19 protein-coding genes and 1 pseudogene are annotated in these 18,801 nt (G+C 68.2%); 10 read left to right on the forward strand and 10 right to left on the reverse strand.

Features of this window, described 5'->3' with window-relative positions; translation table 11 throughout:
• The first annotated feature begins 2 nt into the window (after window positions 1–2).
• The gene (locus tag ACJ4V0_RS03600; protein ID WP_448298185.1) at window positions 3–614 is read left to right on the forward strand and encodes a response regulator transcription factor; all 612 of its coding nucleotides are present in this window, start codon (window positions 3–5) and stop codon (window positions 612–614) included.
• 26 nt (window positions 615–640) lie between these two features.
• On the opposite strand, the gene cobT is transcribed toward ACJ4V0_RS03600, so the two are convergent.
• Window positions 641–1,672, reverse strand: coding sequence for a nicotinate-nucleotide--dimethylbenzimidazole phosphoribosyltransferase (gene cobT / locus ACJ4V0_RS03605; RefSeq protein ID WP_448298186.1), 1,032 nt, complete (start codon window positions 1,670–1,672; stop codon window positions 641–643).
• Between the two features lie 108 nt (window positions 1,673–1,780).
• Between cobT and ACJ4V0_RS03610 the strand changes: the two genes are divergently transcribed.
• The 6 genes and pseudogenes from ACJ4V0_RS03610 (at window position 1,781) to ACJ4V0_RS03635 (ending at window position 6,810) form a co-directional block, all read left to right on the forward strand.
• Window positions 1,781–2,569, forward strand: a complete 789-nt coding sequence (locus tag ACJ4V0_RS03610; protein ID WP_448298187.1) for an adenosylcobinamide-GDP ribazoletransferase — start codon at window positions 1,781–1,783, stop codon at window positions 2,567–2,569.
• Complete coding sequence (locus ACJ4V0_RS03615) at window positions 2,566–2,766, forward strand: DUF1289 domain-containing protein (protein WP_448298188.1); 201 nt, start codon at window positions 2,566–2,568, stop codon at window positions 2,764–2,766. Before ACJ4V0_RS03610 ends, ACJ4V0_RS03615 begins: the two co-directional genes overlap by 4 nt.
• Window positions 2,763–3,479: a retropepsin-like aspartic protease family protein gene (locus ACJ4V0_RS03620; protein WP_448298189.1), complete on the forward strand. Its 717-nt coding sequence runs from the start codon at window positions 2,763–2,765 to the stop codon at window positions 3,477–3,479. Before ACJ4V0_RS03615 ends, ACJ4V0_RS03620 begins: the two co-directional genes overlap by 4 nt.
• 61 nt (window positions 3,480–3,540) lie before the next feature.
• The gene (locus ACJ4V0_RS03625; protein WP_448298190.1) at window positions 3,541–5,067 is read left to right on the forward strand and encodes a bifunctional metallophosphatase/5'-nucleotidase; all 1,527 of its coding nucleotides are present in this window, start codon (window positions 3,541–3,543) and stop codon (window positions 5,065–5,067) included.
• A gap of 60 nt (window positions 5,068–5,127) precedes the next feature.
• A pseudogene (locus ACJ4V0_RS03630) lies at window positions 5,128–5,931 on the forward strand (penicillin-binding transpeptidase domain-containing protein).
• Window positions 5,932–6,132: 201 nt separating this feature from the next.
• The gene (locus tag ACJ4V0_RS03635; RefSeq protein ID WP_448298191.1) at window positions 6,133–6,810 is read left to right on the forward strand and encodes an outer membrane protein; all 678 of its coding nucleotides are present in this window, start codon (window positions 6,133–6,135) and stop codon (window positions 6,808–6,810) included.
• Between the two features lie 13 nt (window positions 6,811–6,823).
• Here the strand turns inward: ACJ4V0_RS03635 and ACJ4V0_RS03640 are convergent, their stop codons facing one another.
• The gene (locus ACJ4V0_RS03640; protein ID WP_448298192.1) at window positions 6,824–7,828 is read right to left on the reverse strand and encodes a tripartite tricarboxylate transporter substrate binding protein; all 1,005 of its coding nucleotides are present in this window, start codon (window positions 7,826–7,828) and stop codon (window positions 6,824–6,826) included.
• Between the two features lie 44 nt (window positions 7,829–7,872).
• On the opposite strand from ACJ4V0_RS03640, the gene ACJ4V0_RS03645 reads away from it, so the two are divergent.
• Window positions 7,873–9,297, forward strand: a complete 1,425-nt coding sequence (locus ACJ4V0_RS03645) for a class I adenylate-forming enzyme family protein (protein ID WP_448298193.1) — start codon at window positions 7,873–7,875, stop codon at window positions 9,295–9,297.
• A gap of 4 nt (window positions 9,298–9,301) precedes the next feature.
• Here ACJ4V0_RS03645 and ACJ4V0_RS03650 read toward each other — a convergent pair whose 3' ends face one another.
• A complete protein-coding gene (locus tag ACJ4V0_RS03650; protein ID WP_448298194.1) occupies window positions 9,302–10,165 on the reverse strand; it encodes a sulfite exporter TauE/SafE family protein in 864 nt (287 codons plus the stop codon).
• 262 nt (window positions 10,166–10,427) lie between these two features.
• Between ACJ4V0_RS03650 and ACJ4V0_RS03655 the strand changes: the two genes are divergently transcribed.
• Together ACJ4V0_RS03655 and ACJ4V0_RS03660 are read left to right on the forward strand one after the other, a co-directional pair.
• A complete protein-coding gene (locus ACJ4V0_RS03655) occupies window positions 10,428–10,694 on the forward strand; it encodes a hypothetical protein (protein WP_448298195.1) in 267 nt (88 codons plus the stop codon).
• A 181-nt stretch (window positions 10,695–10,875) separates the two neighbouring features.
• A complete protein-coding gene (locus ACJ4V0_RS03660) occupies window positions 10,876–11,142 on the forward strand; it encodes a hypothetical protein (protein ID WP_448298196.1) in 267 nt (88 codons plus the stop codon).
• A 71-nt stretch (window positions 11,143–11,213) separates the two neighbouring features.
• On the opposite strand, the gene dusA is transcribed toward ACJ4V0_RS03660, so the two are convergent.
• The 7 genes from dusA to ACJ4V0_RS03695 all read right to left on the reverse strand — a co-directional run bounded on the left by dusA (window position 11,214) and on the right by ACJ4V0_RS03695 (window position 18,800).
• The gene (dusA, locus tag ACJ4V0_RS03665; RefSeq protein ID WP_448298197.1) at window positions 11,214–12,245 is read right to left on the reverse strand and encodes a tRNA dihydrouridine(20/20a) synthase DusA; all 1,032 of its coding nucleotides are present in this window, start codon (window positions 12,243–12,245) and stop codon (window positions 11,214–11,216) included.
• A 109-nt stretch (window positions 12,246–12,354) separates the two neighbouring features.
• Window positions 12,355–13,959, reverse strand: a complete 1,605-nt coding sequence (locus ACJ4V0_RS03670; RefSeq protein ID WP_448298198.1) for an isochorismatase family protein — start codon at window positions 13,957–13,959, stop codon at window positions 12,355–12,357.
• Between the two features lie 56 nt (window positions 13,960–14,015).
• Window positions 14,016–14,864, reverse strand: a complete 849-nt coding sequence (locus tag ACJ4V0_RS03675) for an MBL fold metallo-hydrolase (RefSeq protein ID WP_448298199.1) — start codon at window positions 14,862–14,864, stop codon at window positions 14,016–14,018.
• A 17-nt stretch (window positions 14,865–14,881) separates the two neighbouring features.
• Entirely contained in the window at window positions 14,882–15,751 is an 870-nt protein-coding gene (locus tag ACJ4V0_RS03680; RefSeq protein WP_448298200.1) for an amidohydrolase family protein, read from the reverse strand.
• On the reverse strand, window positions 15,748–16,878 hold the full coding sequence (locus ACJ4V0_RS03685) for a vWA domain-containing protein (RefSeq protein WP_448298201.1): 1,131 nt from the start codon (window positions 16,876–16,878) through the stop codon (window positions 15,748–15,750). The genes ACJ4V0_RS03680 and ACJ4V0_RS03685 overlap by 4 nt, the downstream gene beginning before the upstream one ends.
• Entirely contained in the window at window positions 16,875–17,759 is an 885-nt protein-coding gene (locus ACJ4V0_RS03690; protein WP_448298202.1) for an AAA family ATPase, read from the reverse strand. The genes ACJ4V0_RS03685 and ACJ4V0_RS03690 overlap by 4 nt, the downstream gene beginning before the upstream one ends.
• A 6-nt stretch (window positions 17,760–17,765) precedes the next feature.
• Window positions 17,766–18,800: a xanthine dehydrogenase family protein molybdopterin-binding subunit gene (locus tag ACJ4V0_RS03695; RefSeq protein WP_448298203.1), complete on the reverse strand. Its 1,035-nt coding sequence runs from the start codon at window positions 18,798–18,800 to the stop codon at window positions 17,766–17,768.
• Between the last annotated feature and the right edge of the window lies 1 nt (window position 18,801).

An 18,801-nucleotide genomic window follows, 5' to 3' on the forward strand; every position in this document is an offset into this window, starting at 1 on the left:
ACGTGAATGCGACAGCTCATGGCGACGTTTATGTCGTCGACGACGATCCGGCCGTGCGCGATTCCCTCGGCACGATCCTGTCCATGGAAGGCTTCGGCGTCACCGGTTTCGCCGACGGGATGTCCTTCGTCTCGGCGGCCCAGGGCCACATGCCGGACTGCATCATCCTCGACGTCGGCATGCCCGGGCATTCGGGCCTCGATCTCCTGAAGATCCTGAAGGCGACTGCCTGCACGGCGCCGGTCTTTGCCATGTCCGGGCAGGCCAGCATTCCGATGGCCGTCGATGCGATCAGGAGCGGCGCCCTCGACTTCTTCGAGAAACCATTCGATGCGGAGATGCTGGTCCGCCGCGTCCGCACGGCGATTGCGTCACGCGCGCAGGGTCCTTCCGGGACGCCCCGTCTGGCCACGCATTTTCCGGGTGAGAACCTGCTGACGGCACGCGAACGCGAGGTCCTGGAGCGCATCTCCGAGGGCTCGTCCAACAAGGAAGTCGGCCGCATGCTGGGCATCAGCCCGCGCACCGTCGAGGTCCATCGGGCGAGGATCATGGAAAAGCTCGGCGCACGGAATGCCGCCGATCTCGTGCGCATCGTGCTCACCGCGCACTGAAACCGCCGGCAGAGCCGCCGTCTGCGTCACGTCCGGCGGCTGACCGCGGCCTGGTCGAAGGTCGCCATGCCCTGGTGGATGGCGAGCGCATTCCTGACGATGCCGCAGGCGAGCGCTGCGCCCGACGCCTCGCCGAGACGCATGCCGAAATCGAGCAGCGGCCGCTTGCCGATCGTCTCCAGCACGCGGCCGTGGGCCGTTTCGGCCGAGCGATGGGCCGCGAGGCAATGATCCAGGCTCGTCGGGTCGATAGCGTGCAGGACGGCGGCGGCAGCGGTCACGACATAGCCGTCCAGCAGCACCGGAATGCGCTGCAGACGGGCGGCGAGGATGGCGCCGGCGATGGCGGCGATCTCGCGGCCACCGACGCGGCGCAGGATCTCAAGCGGATCGAGGCCAGGGCCGCCGGCACGCGCGACGGCGCGGGCGACCGCATCCGCCTTTCGCGCCAGACCCTCGGCACCCACACCCGTGCCCGGACCGACCCAGTCGCCAGCGTCCCCGCCGTAGAGGGCATGATGAACGGCCGCGGCCACGGTCGTGTTGCCGATCCCCATTTCGCCGAGGCAGAGCAAGTCGGCGCCGACGATCGCCTCCATGCCGAAGGCGATGGTGGCCGCACAGCCGGGCTCATCCATGGCATCGGCAAGCGTGATGTCCGGCGTCGGCACGTCGATGGCCAGGTCGAAGACCTTCAGGCCGATGTCGTTGGCGACGCAGATCTGGTTGATCGCGGCGCCGCCGGCGGCGAAATTCTCCAGCATCTGGCGGTTCACGGCATCCGGAAAGGCCGACACGCCCTGCGCCGTGACGCCGTGCGAGGTGGCGAAGATGGCGACCAGCGGCCGGTCGACGCGCGGCTTGCCGTTGCCGCTCCAGGCCGCGACCCATGTGACGATCTCCTCCAGACGCCCGAGCGAACCCGCCGGCTTGGTCAGTTCGGCGTCGCGCGACCGCACCTCGGCGACCGCAGCCTCGTCAGGTCCGGGCATGCGGGTGAGCAGGTCGCGGATGTCGTCGAAGGGCAGACCGGAGGGATTCGGAGGCGGCAGAGCCATGGAGCGCTTTCGGAATCGGCTTCGCAGGGTGCGGAGCGGTAGCAGGACAGGTTGCGCCGGCACAAGCCGGGCTGGCGAACCGGCGCGGCTCTGGCTATGCCATTCGGCATGGACAATCCAGCCCTCTGGCGTGACACGATTGTTGCGCTCCGTTTCTTCTCGCGCCTCCCGCTCCCGCCCCTCCCCGGGGAGGCGGACCCGCATGGGCTGCCCGATTTCACCCGACTGATCCGGGTCGTGCCGCTGGCAGGCCTCATTCTTGGAGGTCTCGCGGGCGCGGTCCTGATCCTCGCCTCGCTGGTCTGGCCGCCGGTTGTCGCAGCCCTCGTCTGCGTCGGTGCGGCCATCGTCATGACGGGCGCCTTCCATGAGGACGGCCTTGCCGACACCGCCGACAGTTTCGGCGGCATGACGGTCGAGCGGCGGCTGGAAATCATGAAGGACAGCCGCATCGGGACATTCGGCGCCTGCGCCCTCATCATTGGCCTGGGGCTTCGCGTCGCGGCGATTGGCGGCCTGGTCGCGAGCGTCGGCGCGGGACGGACGGCGCTGGTCCTCGCCGCATCGGGCGCCCTGTCACGGGCGGCTGCCCTTGGCGTGCAGGTGCGCCTGCCCCCGGCCCGGATCGACGGCGTCGCCTATGCGACCGGCCAGCCGCGGGACGACGACTGGTTCAAGGCTCTGCTGCTGGCTGCCGCGATCTTTCTCCTGACCATTCCCGTCGGCGGCCTCTTCGGCGCGGTCATGGGGCTCGTCGTCACAGGTGGCGTCGTCGTTCTGGCGATCCGTTTCGCCAGATCCCATGTCGGAGGGCAGACCGGCGACATGACCGGCGCCACCCAACAGGTGATCGAGATCGCCGTACTTCTCACTCTCCTCGCGGTCGCTGCGCCATGACCGTCGCCCACCGCGCCACGGCGATCGAAAGCCCCTGCATCCGACTGTGCCGGATGCACCCGCGCCATGGCCTCTGCGAAGGATGCGGGCGCACGCTCGCGGAAATCGGCGGCTGGCTGTCGATGAGCGCTGGGCAGCGATGCACTATCATGGCGGCCCTGCCCGGCCGGCTGGCGGCGATGGCGGAGCCGATATGACGTCGAGAACCATTCTCTGGATCCTCCTCGGAAGCGTCGTCCTGCTGGTCCTGGTGATGGCCATGCGCTCGAGCGGGCTCGCCAGCGGCAATCTCGACGCCGGCGACTGGGGAGCTCTCGTCGGCCTCTCCATGCTCGCGGTTCTGTGCGGCGCCAGCGTCACGGGCATGTTCCGCGGCCGCGCGGGCGATGCCGTGCAGGCGACAATCGCCTGGCTCGCGATCTTCGCCTTTCTCGGGGTGATCTACACGTATCGCTTCGAATTCGAGGCCGTCGGACGGCGGGTCCTGGGCAACCTCGTTCCCGGCATGGGCGCCGAGGGCGTCACCGGCACGCGCGAAGTCACCGTGCCGCGTGGCGGCGGCGGAACCTATGTCGTGCGCGTCGCGCTGAACGGGGCGCGTGCGACGCCCATGCTGGTCGACACCGGCGCGTCTGCCCTGGTGCTGACGGATGGCGACGCGCGACGCGCCGGAATCCGCGTCGACGAACTGTCGTTCAGCGTTCCGGTGCAGACCGCGAACGGCCAGTCGCTGACCGCGGCCGCGACCGTGGAGAGCGTCGCCGTCGGTCCCATCGCCGAACGCAACGTCCGCGCCCTTGTCGCGCGGCCCGGCGCGCTGACGACGAGCCTTCTCGGCCACACCTTCCTCGACCGGCTGGAAAGCTACGAGGTCAGGGGTGGGCGCATGGTGCTGCGCGGACGCAACTGACCGACGGCCTTGTCAGGGCTGGCCGCGCGGCGGCATTGTCCGGGGCAAACATGAGGACATGATGAGCCGCATCTCCCGCCGCGACACCTTGACAGCCGGACTGGGCGCGGGCCTTGCCGCGGTCGGCACCGGCAGCGCCTCGGGCCAGGCACCGCAGGCCGGCACGGCGATGGTCACGCTCCTGCTCGTCAACGACATCTACAAGATGGGAGAGGAGAACGGCCGCGGCGGCTTTGCCCGGCTCAACGCCATCGTCAAGGCCGAGCGGGCGCGCGGCACGCCGCTGCTCTACGTCCATGCCGGCGACATGTTCTCACCCTCGCTGATGTCCGGCTTCGACCAGGGCGCGCACACTGTCGAACTCTGCAACATCGCGCCGCCGGACGTCTTCGTGCCCGGCAACCACGAGTTCGACTTCGGCCCGGAGGCCTATGCGAAACGCCGGCAGGAATCGCGCTTTCCCTGGTTCGCGGCGAACATGCGCGCCGCCAACGGCTCGATCCTGCCCGGCCACGAGGACGGCCGCATCTTCGACTTCGGCGTGGCCAAGCTCGGCGTCTTCGGCGTGGCGCTGCCCAATACGCCGGAGGTCTCGTCGACCGGCGACATCCGCTTCTTCCCGACAATGGGGACGGTCAGGCGCGAATCGGCACGGCTCCGCCGCGAGGGCGCCGACCTCATCATCTGTTGCGCCCATACCGACCGGGCCGAGGACAACGAGATCGTCCGCTCCCGGCTCATCGACGTGCTGCTGACCGGCCACGACCACGACCTCGCCATCGCCTATGACGGGCGCACGGTGATGGTGGAGAGCTCGGAGGAGGGCTACTACGTCACGGCGATCGACCTGACCCTGTCGCGCGTCACCGTCGAGGGCGTGACGCGGATGGCCTTCACACCGTCCTTCCGGGTCAATGACAGCCGGTTGGTGACGCCGGATCCCGAAACGGTCGCCCGCGTCCGGCAATACGAGACCATCCTCTCCGAGGAGCTTGACGTCGTGATCGCCACCGTCACCGGCGAACTCGACACCCGCACCACCTCGGTGCGGTCCGGCGAGCAGCCGATCGGCAATCTCGTCGCCGACGCCATGCGGGCCGCCACCGGCGCCGATATCGGCCTGACGAATGCGGGCGCCATCCGAGGCAACCGCATCTACCCGGCCGGCCACCGCTTCTCTCGACGTGATGCGCTCAGCGAACTGCCGTTCGGCAACCGGACGGTGGTGGCCAAGGTCTCGGGCGCCGATATTCGCCGGGCTCTCGAGAACGGCGTCAGCCAGGTGGAGCAGCGTGCGGGCCGCTTTCCGCACGTCTCGAACATCACGGCGGAGGTCGATCCGAACCGACCGCCCGGCAGCCGGGTCGTTTCCATACAGGTCGGCAGCCAACCGCTCTCCGATGACCGCATCTACACTGTCGCCACCAACGACTTCATGCTGCGGGGCGGCGACGGGTACACGATGCTGGGGCTGCGCGCTCCCGACAAGGACGTCCAGGGCAAACTCGTCGCCTCCGACCTGATGACGCACATGCGCCGGCTCGGGACCGTCTCGCCGCGAATCGAGGGCCGGATCATTCTCAAGTAGGGCGCCGATCGTTCGGTGTTGCCGATTGTCGTCGTCCCTCCTCGACGGAACCGCATGTCCATGTCCCCTGTCTTCACCCGCCGCGGCGCGGTCACACTGGCTGCCATCCTGCCCTTCACGCCGTCGCTGGCCGAGGCGCGCGACCGGCCTGACCTGCTCGATATCTTCCGCCAGCATGGCGCGAAGGGCACGTTTGCCCTGGTCGACGCTGGCGACGGCGAGGCGACCCTCGCCGACCCTGCCCGCGCCGGGCGGCGCTTCGTGCCGGCCTCGACCTTCAAGATCCCCAACTCCCTCATCGCCATCGGGAGCGGCGTCGTGCGCGATGCCGACGAGGTGCTGCCCTATGGCGGCGGCCGGACCCGCAACCCCACCTGGGCGCGCAATATGTCGCTTCGCGACGCCATGCCTATCTCCAACGTGCCGGTCTTCTAGGAGGTGGCGCGGCGCGTGGGCCTTCCACGCTATCGGGACTGGCTGGCGCGGCTCGACTACGGCAACCGGGAGCCGGGCACCGTGGTCGACCGGTTCTGGCTGGAGGGCCCGCTCAGGATCAGCGCGATCGAGGAAGCGCGGTTCAACGCCAGGCTGGCGCGCAAGGCCCTTCCGGCCTCAACACTGGCGCAGACGCTGGTCCACGACATCATCCGGCTGGAACGCGCCGGCGGCGCCACCGTCTACGGCAAGACGGGCTGGTACGTGCAGCGCGGCCAGACCTCCATCGGGTGGTGGACCGGCTGGGTGGAGCGCGGCAGCCGCATCCACGCCTTCACGCTCAACATGGACATGCCGCAGATGGCCATGGCGCCGAGACGGCTCGCCATCGGCCGGGCCATCCTGAAGCAACTGGGGCTCTACGGCTGAGCGCCGGCCGGCCGCCCAGCGGCAATGCCCGCAACGTGGCGCGGGCATGCTCGCAAGTCCTTGATCGCATAGCAGCATCATCCGGTGTGGCAGATTGATCGCACCGGTCTGGTTTGTCGCACATCTTGCCCGCATCCCCTTTGCAACATCGGGTTGCATTGCTAGAGATCGATCGATTGGTTTCCCGTGGGGAATGAACGCATGTCGCTTCGCGCGCACTTTTTGTCGTCCGCCTGTGTCGTCGCGATCTCAGCTGGCGCAGCCCAGGCTCAGGGCCTTCCGGCTCCGGCCGGTGGTTGGGCGGGCGGCTATGTCGGCGGCCTGATCGGCGCCGGCTTCTCGATGAACCGGTTCTCCGACGTCGGCGGCGCCATGGGTGCGGCCGGCACCACCTACAGTATCAACCCTGTCGGCGTCGCCCTCGGCCTCTACGCGGGCTACAACTGGCAACTCTCGTCGACCGGTGTGGTCGGTGTCGAGGCCGATCTCACCTACAACACCGCCAGCGGCAGCACGCCGGGCATCGGGGGTGGATCATCCGTTTCCGCCAAGGCGCAGTTCGCCGGCAGCCTGCGCGTCCGCGCCGGCGTCGCTATCGACCGCGCGCTGCTCTACGTCACGGCGGGACTGGCCCTCGGCAATCCCTCGCAATACGCCGTCTGGGGTGCCCCGCAGGGCCAGATCAACAGCCTGCGGGTCGGCCTCGCCGTCGGTGCCGGCGTCGAGTACATGGTCAGCCGGAACTGGACGGTCCGTTTCGAGACCATCTACTACGATTTCGGCTCAAGCCGCGCCACGGACCTCACCAACACGGGCTATGTCTTCCCGACGCGCTCGTCGCAGGTGCAGGCCCGCGTCGGCGCGTCCTACCGGTTCTGACGCCGGCCACAGCCTAGCCGATCAATCCCAGGGACTTCAGGAGCGCCTGCATCTGCAGGCGCTCTTCGTTTATGCGGGCGGTGAAGGCCTGCGAGCCGGCAAAGCGCGGCCGCGCGCCCATGCGCGACGCCATGGCCTGGAAGGTGGCGTCGTCGAACGCCGTCCGAAACGCAGCCTCCATCCGCTTGATCACGGGCGCGGCGGTGCCACTGCGCGCAATCAGCCCGCCAAACACGCGGGCCTGCGGCTGGTGTCCAAGATGCATCGTGGTCGCCAATCCCGGATAGAGATCGATGGCTTCGTCGGCGACGAGAGCGACCGGACGGAGCACCGTCGGATCGAAGGTGCCCGGCGTCGTCAGGGCCGCGTCGAGCGCGCCGCTTGCCAGATCGGCCATGAGTTGACCGTGAGCGCGGTAGGGAACCGCAATGACGCGGATGCCGGTGGCGCGGCTGAGAGCGAGAAGCTCGATATGGGTGGCGGAGGCCGGCCCGTAGTGACCGAACTTCAACTCGCCCGGCCGCCTGCGCGCCTCGGCCAGCAGAGCCTCCAAGCTCTCGACAGCCAGCTTGCGGGAAGTGATCAGCACCAGGTCCTGTTGATAGACCTGGCACACCGGCTGGAAGGCGGCGGGGTCGATCCGCGGCTCGCGCGCCAGATGCGGGTGAACGACCAAAGGTCCCGCCGGCGTGAAGAGGAAGGTGGATCCGTCCGGCTCCCGCTGGGCGAATTCCGCGAAGGCCACCGTCCCACCCCCGCCGTCCCGGTTGATGATGACGGGTCGCTCGCCGACCAGCGGCGCAACCGCCTCGGCGAAGCGCCGGGCCATGGTGTCGACATTGGTGCCGGCGGAGAACGGGACGACAAGCCGAAGCGGCGCAGACTGCGCATGTGCGCGGACGCCCATCGCCATAAGCGCGGGGGCGGCGAGAAGAAGACGGCGCGACAAGCCCCGACTGGCGGGCAATATCCTGTTCATGCAAACTCCCGGATGCACCGGCTGGCCGACGCACGTCATCTGTCGTAGGACCCCTCTACCAGACCACATTCAAAGGCGACAAGATGTCCTTCGTCGACGTGATCCTGCTGCACGGCCGGCTCTTCCCGAAGCGTCCGGCCATCATGCTGATGGACCGTGTCGTAACCTTCGGCATGCTGGGTGAAGCGATCCACTGGGTCTCCGCCCGGGCCCTCGCCAGCGGCATCCGGCCCGGCGACACGGTGGTTCTCGCGATCGACAATCCCATTCGTTTCATCGCCGTAGCCTATGCGATGATGCGCCTCGGCGTGGTCATCATGCCTATCGCTCCGGGCAGCGCGCTCAAGGCTCCGCTCGTTGGCGCCGTGGCGGTACTGAGCGACATGCCGGGGCCGGCACCGGTCGGCCTGCGGATGCTCGTCGTGGACGACGTGTGGTTCCAACCCGATCCAACGCCCTACTCTGTCGACCTGCGGGCGTCCGATCCAGGGCGCCTCGGCATTATCGCGCTGACATCAGGCACGACCGGCCAGAACAAGCTCGTGCCGCTGACGGTCGGCGAATTCGACCACCGCATCAGCGATCTCTATCGCTACCAGCCGGCCCCGGGCACCGAACGCGACCTGCTGCTGGTCGGTTTTTCCTCGATCTGGGCGCTGGTGCAGGCCTCGCGCGTCCTGGTTGCGGCGCGCACGCTGGGCTTCGCGCAGTCGGCGGAGGAGGCAGCGCGGATGATCGACCTCTACCAGATGGGAACGGTGATCGGGTCGCCCCACCAGTTGTCGGCGCTGATCGAGGCCCTCGAGACGACGCCCGCCTCCTGCTCCTCTCTGCGCCTTGTGAAGACCGGCGGCGGACTTGCCAGTCCCGCCCTTGTCAGGGCGATCCGAACGCGCCTGTGCCCGCATGTGATCGTCATCTACGGCTCGACCGAGGGCGGCCGGATCGCCCTCGCAACGGGCGACATGATTGACGTCGCACCGGGCTGCGTTGGGCTGGTGGCGCCGCGCAAGCGCGTGGAAATCGTCGACGACGAGGGCCAGCCGGTCGCCGCCGGCGAGATGGGGCGCGTGCGGATTCTCGTCGATGGCGGCGGCAAACCGCTCCAGACCGGCGATCTCTATCCTGACCAGACGCCCGACTGGTTCTATCCCGGCGACCTCGGATCGATCTCGGCCGATGGCATGCTGGTGATCGCCGGTCGGGCCGACGACCTCATCAATGCGGGCGGGCTGAAGGTCGCGCCCGAGAGGGTGGAGGACCTCGTGGCCGGGCATCCGGCCATCGCCGAAGCGGCAGCCTTCGCCCTGCCCGGCCCGGGCGGCGTCGACGAGATCTGGCTCGCGGTGGTGCCGCGGCAGGCGATCAGCGCCGACGAGATCATCGCCCACTGCCGGCAGCGCAATGCGGTTCTCGCGCCGCGCCACATCCTCGTGCTTCAGGCCATCCCCCGCACCGGCATGGGCAAGGCAGAACGCGCGCGCCTGAAGGCGATGGCACGGGGCTGATGCGTCAGCCGAGGCCGCGCGTCACCAGGTCCCAGGTGAAGCGCAGGCAGACGATGAGCAGGAAGATGCCGAACGACAGCTCCAGCTTGCGCTTCGGCAGGGCGTGGGCGAGGCGTGCGCCGAGCGGTGCGGTCCACATCGAGGTCGGGATGAAGAGCAGGAAGCCGATCAGCGAGACGTAGCCCAGCGCGAAGGGGAACTGCATCGCTGCGACCGCCGGATACTCGGCCGCCTTGGGCCAGCCGGCATAGATGTAGCCGAGTGCCCCGGGGATGGAGATCAGCACGCCGAGGCCCGAGGATGTGGCGACGGCGTTATGGATCGAGCGTCCATAAGCCATCATAACGAGATTGCCGAGCTGGCCGCCGCCAATGCCCATCAGGCTCGACAGCACGCCGATGAGGCCGCCCGAGGCGACCATGCCGGAAGGCCCGGGCATGCCGGTGCCGAAGTTCAGTTCCTTGCCGGTCAGCAGCCGCCAGGCCGACAGGCCGGCGACGAAGACGAACACCGCCTTGAACACCGCCGGCGGCGCATAGCGCGCGATGAACGAGCCGACGATGACGCCGACCACCACCGGCACGGCCCAGGCGCGCAGGATCTCCATGTCCACCGCGCCCCTGGCCTTGTGCGCCTGGAACGAACGGATCGAGGTCGGGATGATGATCGCGAGCGAGGTGCCAACCGACAGGGGCATGCGCAGTTCGACCGGCACGCCGACGACGCCGAAGAGCTCGTAGAGCACCGGCACGATGACCGCGCCGCCGCCGACGCCGAAGACGCCGGCGAGAACGCCGGTAATGGCGCCGGCGCCAAGAAGGCCGACAGCGAGAATGGCCAGCTGGTCGTAGGGAACGCCGAAGAACATGGGGGACATCCGCGCCGCAGGAGAGCGCGCGACTTAAGCCAGCGTTCCATCGCGGAGCAAGTGCGGACCACGCGCAACGGGCCTGCACAGGCCGATTTCCATCGGACAGCTGCTGCAACATGGCAGACACACGCGAAACGCGGCTGCGAGGGAGCGGCTTCGGACTGCAAAGCGCCGGGTTGAAGAGAACCACCGACGCGGCCGGCATCGATCGCCACCAAGGCGCCGACCAGGCCGCTCCCACACCTTCAGGAGACCCATCATGACCCGCTTCAAGACCCTCTCCATGGCCGCCCTTCTCGCCCTCGCCGCCGGCACCGCGATGTCGGGCGGCGCCTTCGCCGCCGTCGCCGGCGGTGGCAGCTCGGGCGATGGCGGCCCCGGTGGCTCGTTCGGCTTCGACGCCCCGACGATGGCGATCAACCTGCCCGGCACTCCCCAGGCCCGTCCCGGCCAGCCCGAGCTCGGTCACCAGACCTGCCGCTTCGAGCTGCTGCGCGGCCACTTCTGCGAGGGCAGCCAGCGTTGACCGCCGCTCCCCGGATCGCGGCCGGCTCAGTGCCGCGATCCTGCGGGTGGTGACGCTTCCATCCGGATTTCGTTCACCAAGGCTCACACCCCGTCGAACCGAATCCGGTCCTCCTGCGACTAACGATCACCGGGCCCGATGACGGGTCCACAGCAAGTCCTGCAACCCAAGGAGACCCACCATGACCCGCTTCAAGACCCTTTCCATGGCCGCCATGATCGCCCTGGCCGTCGGCTCGTCCCTCTCCGGCGCGATGGCGCAGACCGCCGGCGGCGGCGGCAGCGCCGGTGACGGCGGCGGGAGCGGCCTCGGCTTCGATCCGCCGGCTGTGACCCACGCGACCGTTCCCGGCTCGACCATCCCGCGGCAGACCCAGATGCAGGACAATGCCCGCTTCTGCGGGTTTGAACTGCTGCGCGGCCACTTCTGCGAGCGCGGCCGCCGCTGATTGCGATGATCGACAGTCCTGAGGGCGGTGGCACAGCCACCGCCTTTCGGCGTTTTCCGGCGTGCTTGCCCTCAGGCGGCGAGTTCGCCCCGTCCCGCCGCGCGGCGGGTCACCAGCGACACCGCGTCGCGCAGCACCGCGACGCCGGCACCGGGCTTCACCGCCTCCACCGAGAGATGGCGGCGAAACTGCCGCGCGCCCGGAACCGCCTGGAACAGGCCGAGGACGTGGCGTGTCATTGCCGACAGCCGGACGCCTTCGGCCAGACGACGCTCGACATAGGGCAGGAACGCCTCGATGGCCTCCGCCGGACTTTCGACGGGGGCAGCAGAGGCGAAGAAGGCAGGGTCGACCTCGCCGAGCAGCGCAGGCGACTGGTAGGCGGCGCGCCCGAGCATGACGCCATCCAGCGCCACCCCGTTGCGCGGCTCCAGCAGTTTCCGTGCTGCCGCAATTCCGGCGATCCCCCCGTTGATAACGATGGGAACCTCTGGCATCCGGGCCTTCAGCCGGAAGACACGGTCGTAGTCGAGGGGCGGGATGTCGCGGTTCTCGCGCGGTGACAGTCCCTGCAGCCAGGCCTTGCGCGCGTGGACGATCAGCGCATCGGCGCCGGCGGCAACCACAGCGTCGGCGAAGGCGTCCAGGGCCGCTTCCGGATCCTGATCGTCGATGCCGATCCGGCATTTGACCGTCACCGGCACGCCAACCGCCCGTTTCATCGCCTCGACCGCGCGCGCGACATCGTCGGGGACGGCCATGAGGCAGGCGCCGAAATTGCCGCCCTGAACGCGATCCGAAGGGCAGCCGCAGTTGAGGTTGATCTCGTCGTAGCCGAATCCCTCGCCGATGCGCGCCGCCTCCGCAAGTGCCGTCGCATCCGCGCCGCCGAGTTGCAGGGCGACGGGGTGTTCGGCCGGATCGAAGCCGAGCAGGTGATCGCGATCCCCGTGGACCACGGCATTGGCCGTCACCATCTCGGTGTAGAGGAGGGCGTGTCGCGACAGGACGCGATGGAAGGCCCGGCAATGGCGGTCTGTCCAGTCCATCATGGGCGCCACGGCAAAGCGCCAACGGCTCGCGGCATCAGACCCAGCGTTCATGCGGCTTTCCGTCGTTCTCGCCTGCCATCGTTCGGCGCTCTAGCTACACTATTCGGCGCCTTGCTGCAGCACGGAGAGACTCAGGCGACTGAACAACCACGCCCCCGCGTCAGTCCCAGGCGCGGATAACCGCGTCGGCGTCGGTGACCACGGCGACGTTCTGCAGGGCGTAATTGACCGAGGCGGTGTGCCATTCGGCGTTCATCGTCGAACAGCAGTCCTCGGGAACCATCATGTAGAAGCCCTTGTCCGCGCCAGTCCGGGCGGTGTGTTCGATCGACATGTTGGTCCAGGCCCCGGTGACGATGATGATGTCGCGGCCGAGCGCCTTGAGCACCGTCTCGAGCCGCGAGCCCTCCCAGGCGCTCATCCGCTGCTTCTCCACCACATGATCGCCGGCCATCGCCTCAAGACCGGGCACGGGCGCCGCCCCCCATGTCCCCCGGACCATGGCCTTGGCGTCCGCCAACCCCTCGAACAGCGGGGCGTTCATGGTCACACCGGGGCAACCCGGCTCGACGATGAACCAGACGTGGATGACGGGCACGCCCCCGGCCCGCGCTGCGGAGGCGAGGCGGGCGGCATTGGCGATGGCGTTCTGCTCGCGGCAATGCGCAGGCGATCCCGATTCTGCAAAGGCGCCGCCCTCCATCACCACGTCGTTCTGCATGTCCTGGACGATGACCGCGCAGCGGCTGGCGTCGAGGAGATAGCCCGGAGCGCATTTCAGCGCCCCGTTGCGGGCGACCGCCGCCGCCGCGACCGTCTTCGGTGCAGAGCCTGACGTGGCGCGCGGCGCGTCAGCGGAAATCATGTAGGGCTCGGCGCGCGGGCCGACCTTGGTCTCGACGGCATAGAGGGAATGGGTCGCGGTGAGGAACAGGGTGCGGAAGTCCCGTCCGCCCCAGGTCAGGTTGCCGACGAGTTCGGGCACCCTGACCTTGCCGATCAGGTCACCGTTCGGCGCATAGACCCAGACGCCGCCCGGCCCGCAGACCCATATGTTGCTCTGCGCATCGCACTTCATGCCGTCGGGCACGCCGGGCTCGGACGGTGAGGAGATGCTCGAGGCAAAGACATGGCCGGCACCGAGCGAGCCGTTCGGCAGCACGTCGAAGACCCGGATCAGCTGCCGCACCGTGTCGTTGATGTAGAGCTTCTTCTCATCGGGCGAGAAGCACAGGCCGTTCGGCTGCTCGAAGAGGTAGCGGTCGACGAGGAGTTGCGGAGGCCCGCCGCCCGGCGCGATGCGGTAGACACCCTGAAACCCGAGTTGCCGAGGGCGTTCGATGCCATAGACCGGCATGCGGCCGTACCAGGGGTCGGAGAAATAGATGGCCCCGTCAGACTTTACCACCACATCGTTGGGGCTGTTGAGTTCGCGCCCCTCGACATGGGAGGCGAGAACCTCCCGCCGACCATCCGGCCGCTCGCGCACCAGGGTCGAGGTAGCATGTTCGCAGACGATCAGATTGAGGTCGGCGTCATAGGTCATGCCGTTGCATTTGTTGGCGGGACGCATGACCTCCCGGATGCCGGTTCTGTCCCAGCGCCGGCGCACGTCGCCCGGCATGTCGGAGAACAACAGAAACCCCTCCTTCGGCTGCCAGATCGGTCCTTCGGTGAAGTGGAATCCGGTGCCGAGCTGGCGCACAGGCGCCCAGAGGTCGATGAGCTCGTTGAAGGCCGGCGTGACGGCGACATGAGTGGTCATGGGGCGATCTCGTTCGGTCGGCTCCGCGCTGGAGACCTTCGGGGCCAAAAAAAGGATCAGGCCGGAAACCAGGGGCGCGATGGCAAGGTCTGCGTGACGGGACCCGGCACGGCCATGTCCAGTCGGCCAACGACCTGTCCCGCCTCGATCCTGGCCGGCTTGTCATGCACCGGCAGGAGGAAGCGCGAGCCGTTCAGCAACTTCTTGATGGCCGCCTTCTCTTCGCGCTTGGAGCCGCCATGATTGCCGGTAACGCGAGGTTCGCCGGCATGGATCTCGTGGAATGGATTCACGATCTGATCGTTGAAGTCGTAGATCACATCTCCGCAGATTGTTGCCCTGCCTTCGGCTGTGTCGACATGGACGTTCATCGAGCCCTCGGTGTGGGCTCCGGCCGCCTCCAGGTAGCAGCCGGGGAAGAGCTCGACCATCCCGGAGAGCTCGAGGTCTTCAAGGCGCAGGGCCTGCGCGGTGTGCAGGCGGTCGATCAGATGCTTGATGTCGGGTGCCGGATATTGCGGGTGCATGAGGCCGGAAACCGAATATTCCAGCTCCCGCCGGTTGAGGATCACGGTCGTGTTCATCGGGAACAGATCGTCCTTGCCGGCATGGTCAATGTGCAGGTGGGTGTGCGCGACATAGCGGACGTCGCCCATGCGCACGCCGTGGCGCATCAGCTGGTTCTCGATCATGTTTTCGTGGAACTGGAGGCCGCGCATGCCGAGGCTCTCCATGATCTGATTATGGCGATAGCCGGTATCGACCACCACGGGCCATGGGCCACCGAGGATCAGGAATCCAAAGGTGTAGGTGCGTCGCGTCTGGCCGCAGCCCCGGCCGAGCACCAGAAAGCTCGATTCCAGTTCGATGTCGCCGTAGTCGAGGACCTTGATCTCGAGTGGCATCGTTCCCTCCAATGGTGTCAGGCCAGCCGGTAGACCCGCTTGGCAGTTGCAGAAAAGACGTCCGCGCGGTGCTGGGCGGGTACAGCGGCCCGATGCGCCTCGAAGAGATCCGAATAGCTCGTCCAGAGTTTTTCGATCGGGAAGTTCGAACCGAACAGGCAGCGCTCAGCACCGAACAGGGCCAACGTCTCCCCCGCGACCATGGCCACATGGGCGGGATCGTTGCGGCGCAGGAAGGTGCCAAGCCCCGACAACTTGCTGACGACATTGGGCTTGTCCGCCAAGACAGCCATGCCGGCCCGCCAGGCGGCGATTCCCTCCGGTGACAGTTCCTCCAGCATGCCCGCGTGCTGCAGGACGAAGGTCACGCCGGGACAGGCTTCGGCGAGTTCGGCCGCCCCCGCCATCTGACCGGCGAAGACTTGCAGGTCGAAGCTCCAGCCATAGTCGACGAGGCGCGCGACATTGCGCTGAAGAGCTGTGTTCAACGCCAGATCCGGGGCGCTGGCGAAACGGTAGAGCGGGTTCTCATGCCAGTGCAGTTGCATACGCACGCCGCGCACACGCCCATTGCGGGCCAGCGCATCGAGCTGCGGTCGGACATCCTTGGTCAGCATGTCGGCATAGGCGACGATGGCAATCGGAAAGCCGCTGCTGTCGGACGCTTCCGCCACGAAAGCGGCTTCCTCGACGAAGCGGTCCACTGGCCAGTTGGCCTGGACATAGACGGCTCCTGTCATCCCCGCAGACCCGGCGTCGGCGAGATATTCCGAGATCAGATAGTCGCGGCGGATCGGCTCGTAGGGGCCAAAGATCCGCGGCTGCATCGGTCCCATGAGCCAGGGGAGATCGGCCTGGCGCCAGATGTGGAAATGGGCGTCGATCATGCCGCGCGCTCCCGGCCGAGAGAAAGAACGTGGCGACAGATGGCGGCAGTCGTCCCGCCATTCACCAGCGAGGTGATCAAGGGTCGGATGGCGACAAGCCCCTCGGTCTCGGGGCGGTAGCCATGCTCAGCCGCCAGCGGCGATAGCCAGTCGACCCGGTGGGCGCGGGCGGCGAGGCGCTGGATGGCGTGGATCATGGCGCCCGGGTCGCCGCGCTCCAGCCCGTCGGAGACGACGAGAACCACCGCGCCACGGGCGTAGCCGGCAAAACGCGGCACCGCGAGGAAGGCCTGAAGCGCGTCGCCGATGCGCGTACCGCCGTCCCAGTCGGCCACCAGGCCTGCGGCAACGGCCAGCGCCCGGTCCCGGTTGCGCCACCGCAGGGCCGATGTGAGCCGCGTCAGCCGCGTTCCGAAAGTGAAGACCTCGACCCGCGGCGCGCTCTGCACGATCGTATGGGCGAGGGCGAGATTGGCGTCGGTCCGCTGCTTCATCGAACCGGAAACGTCGATGAGCAGGAGGATCGGCCGCACCCGGGTGCTGCGCCGCCAGCGCTTCAGTGCCATGACCTCGCCGTCGTTGCGGATGGCGGCCCTGAGGCTGGCCGCGAGGTCGAAGCCGGGGCCGCGCCGGGCGCGCCGGTGGCGATAGCCGCGGCGGCGGAGCAGTGCCTCGGGCAGGTCGCGCGCGAAGCGGCGGAGGATGTCGCCGTCGTCGGGCGGGTTCAGCTGGCGCACCGCCAGGGCCTCGGCTGCGGTCGCTTCCCGGCCGGTCTCGTGGATTTCGTCACCGACGAGAATCTCCCGGCTGGCCCCTTCCTCCTCCACCTTCATCTCGTCGTCGGGCTGCCAGTCGTCGACCCTTTCAGGTTCGCCGATGGTCCCGAGGAAATGCATGTCGAACAGCGCATCGAAAGTCTCCCGCAGCTCGAACGGGGGCCCGAAGGTCGCGATGGCCGCCTTTCGCACGTCCTCGATGGAGCGGGGTCCCAGCAGTTCGACAGCGCGGAGGAAGGTCACCGTCTGCTCAGGCGCGACGGCGAAGCCGTTGCCGCGCAGGAGTGCGGCGAAGGCGACCAGGGGCCGGGTCGCGGCCGGCAAGCGCTGCGGGGCGGCGGGTGCGTTCATGCCGCCACCGCCCGGATGAAGGCGTCCATGCGCGGCCGCATGAGCGCGAGGTCCTCCTCGTCCTTCAGGGCCGTGCCGATCGAGCGGCGGAAAGCGTCCGGCCACGGCGCGCCCGTCCGGTGGAGTGCAGTCGCGGCTTCCGCCCAGTCGACCGCCTCGGCCACGCCCGGCGGCTTGGTGAGGGGTTCCTGCCTCAGGAGACCTACGGCATGCACCACAGCTCGCGCCGTGCTCTCGGCAACGGCGGAGGAGCGCAGCATGATGATGGCCGCCTCCCGCGCCGGATCGGGGTAAGCGATGTAGTGATAGACGCACCGACGACGCAGCGCCTCGTGCAGGTCACGGGTGCGGTTGGAGGTGAGGACGACAACCGGACGGTCGGCTGCGCGCAACGTGCCGCGCTCCGGAATCGAGATGGAGAAGTCCGACAGGAACTCCAGCAGGAACGCCTCGAACTCGTGGTCGGAGCGGTCGATCTCATCGATCAGCAGGACGGTCGATTCGGGCCGCCGGAGCGCGGCCAGCATCGGCCGCTCGATGAGAAAATCATCGCGATAGATATCAATCGCCTCGCCCTCGCGGGCCTGGCGGATGGCGAGCATCTGGCGGGGGTAGTTCCATTCGTAGAGCGCCGCCGACGCGTCGATGCCCTCGTAGCACTGCAGGCGGATGAGCTGTCGCCCGAGGATTCCCGCCATCGCCTTGGCCGCCTCGGTCTTGCCCACACCCGGAGCTCCTTCGAGCAGCAGCGGCTTGCCGAGCGCCAGCGCCAGGAACCCCGCCGTGGCGATGCCGTCATCAGCCAGATACATCGCGGCCTTGAGCGCTTCGGACAGCGCCTCGGGGCTCGACAGGCCGGCAATGGGGGGTTGCAGCGCCATGGTGCGTCAGCCCCCGCCGCCGCGACGCGGTTGCGGCCGCGCGCCGCCATTGGCCTTGATGCCCCGCAGCACCTTCTCGGGTGTGATCGGCAGCTCGTTTACGCGGACTCCAACGGCGTTGTAGACGGCATTGGCGATGGCGGGCAGCACCGGATTGGCGCACATCTCGCCAGGTCCCTTGCCGCCGAAGGGACCGTCCGGGGCAGGCCGCTCCAGGACTGTGATGGAATATGGCGCAATGTCGCCCGGACCCGGCATGAGGTATTCATTGAAGTCGCGCGGCCCGTGGCTCGGGTCCGGATAATAGGGCTCCGGCGTCTCGTAGAGCGCGTGGCTGATGCCCATCCAGGCGCCGCCAACGAGCTGCTGCTCGACCATCTTCGGGTTGATCGCCCGGCCGAGCTCGTAGGCCGAGGCCATCTTCAGCACCGTCACCTCGCCGGTTTCGTCGTCGACCTCCACGTCGGCGACGAGGCTGGCATGGGCGAAAGCGGTGTTGGGGTTCATCTCCCCGGTCTGCGGGTCCACCGTCGACAGCGGGATGAGGAAAATGCCGCGCCCGGCGATGGTCTTGCCCTGCTTGAACTGGGCTGCCTGGGCCGTCGCCTTGACGGTGATCGAGCGCGACGGCGCACCCTTCACGTGGATGTTGCCGCGACCGTCGGTGACGAGGTCTCCGGCATTGACCTCGAGCTCCTCGGCGGCCGCCTCCAGCAGCACCCCGCGCGCCTCGCGGGCGGCAGCGATGACGGCATTGCCCATGCGGTGTGTACCGCGCGAGGCGAAGCTGCCCATGTCGTGAGGACCGGTATCGCTGTCGGCGGTGTCAACATAGACGTCTTCCATCGGCACGCCGAGCGTCTCGGCCGCCACCTGCCGCGTCACCTGTTTCATGCCCTGGCCGAGATCGATGGCGGAGAGCGCGACGGTGAACTTGCCGTCGGGATTGGAGTGGATGAGAGCCTGGCTCGGATCGCCGCCGAGATTCATGCCGATGGGATAATTGACGGAGGCCATGCCGCGTCCACGATACCGGGCCATG

This window comes from Phreatobacter aquiterrae (genome assembly GCF_053471285.1).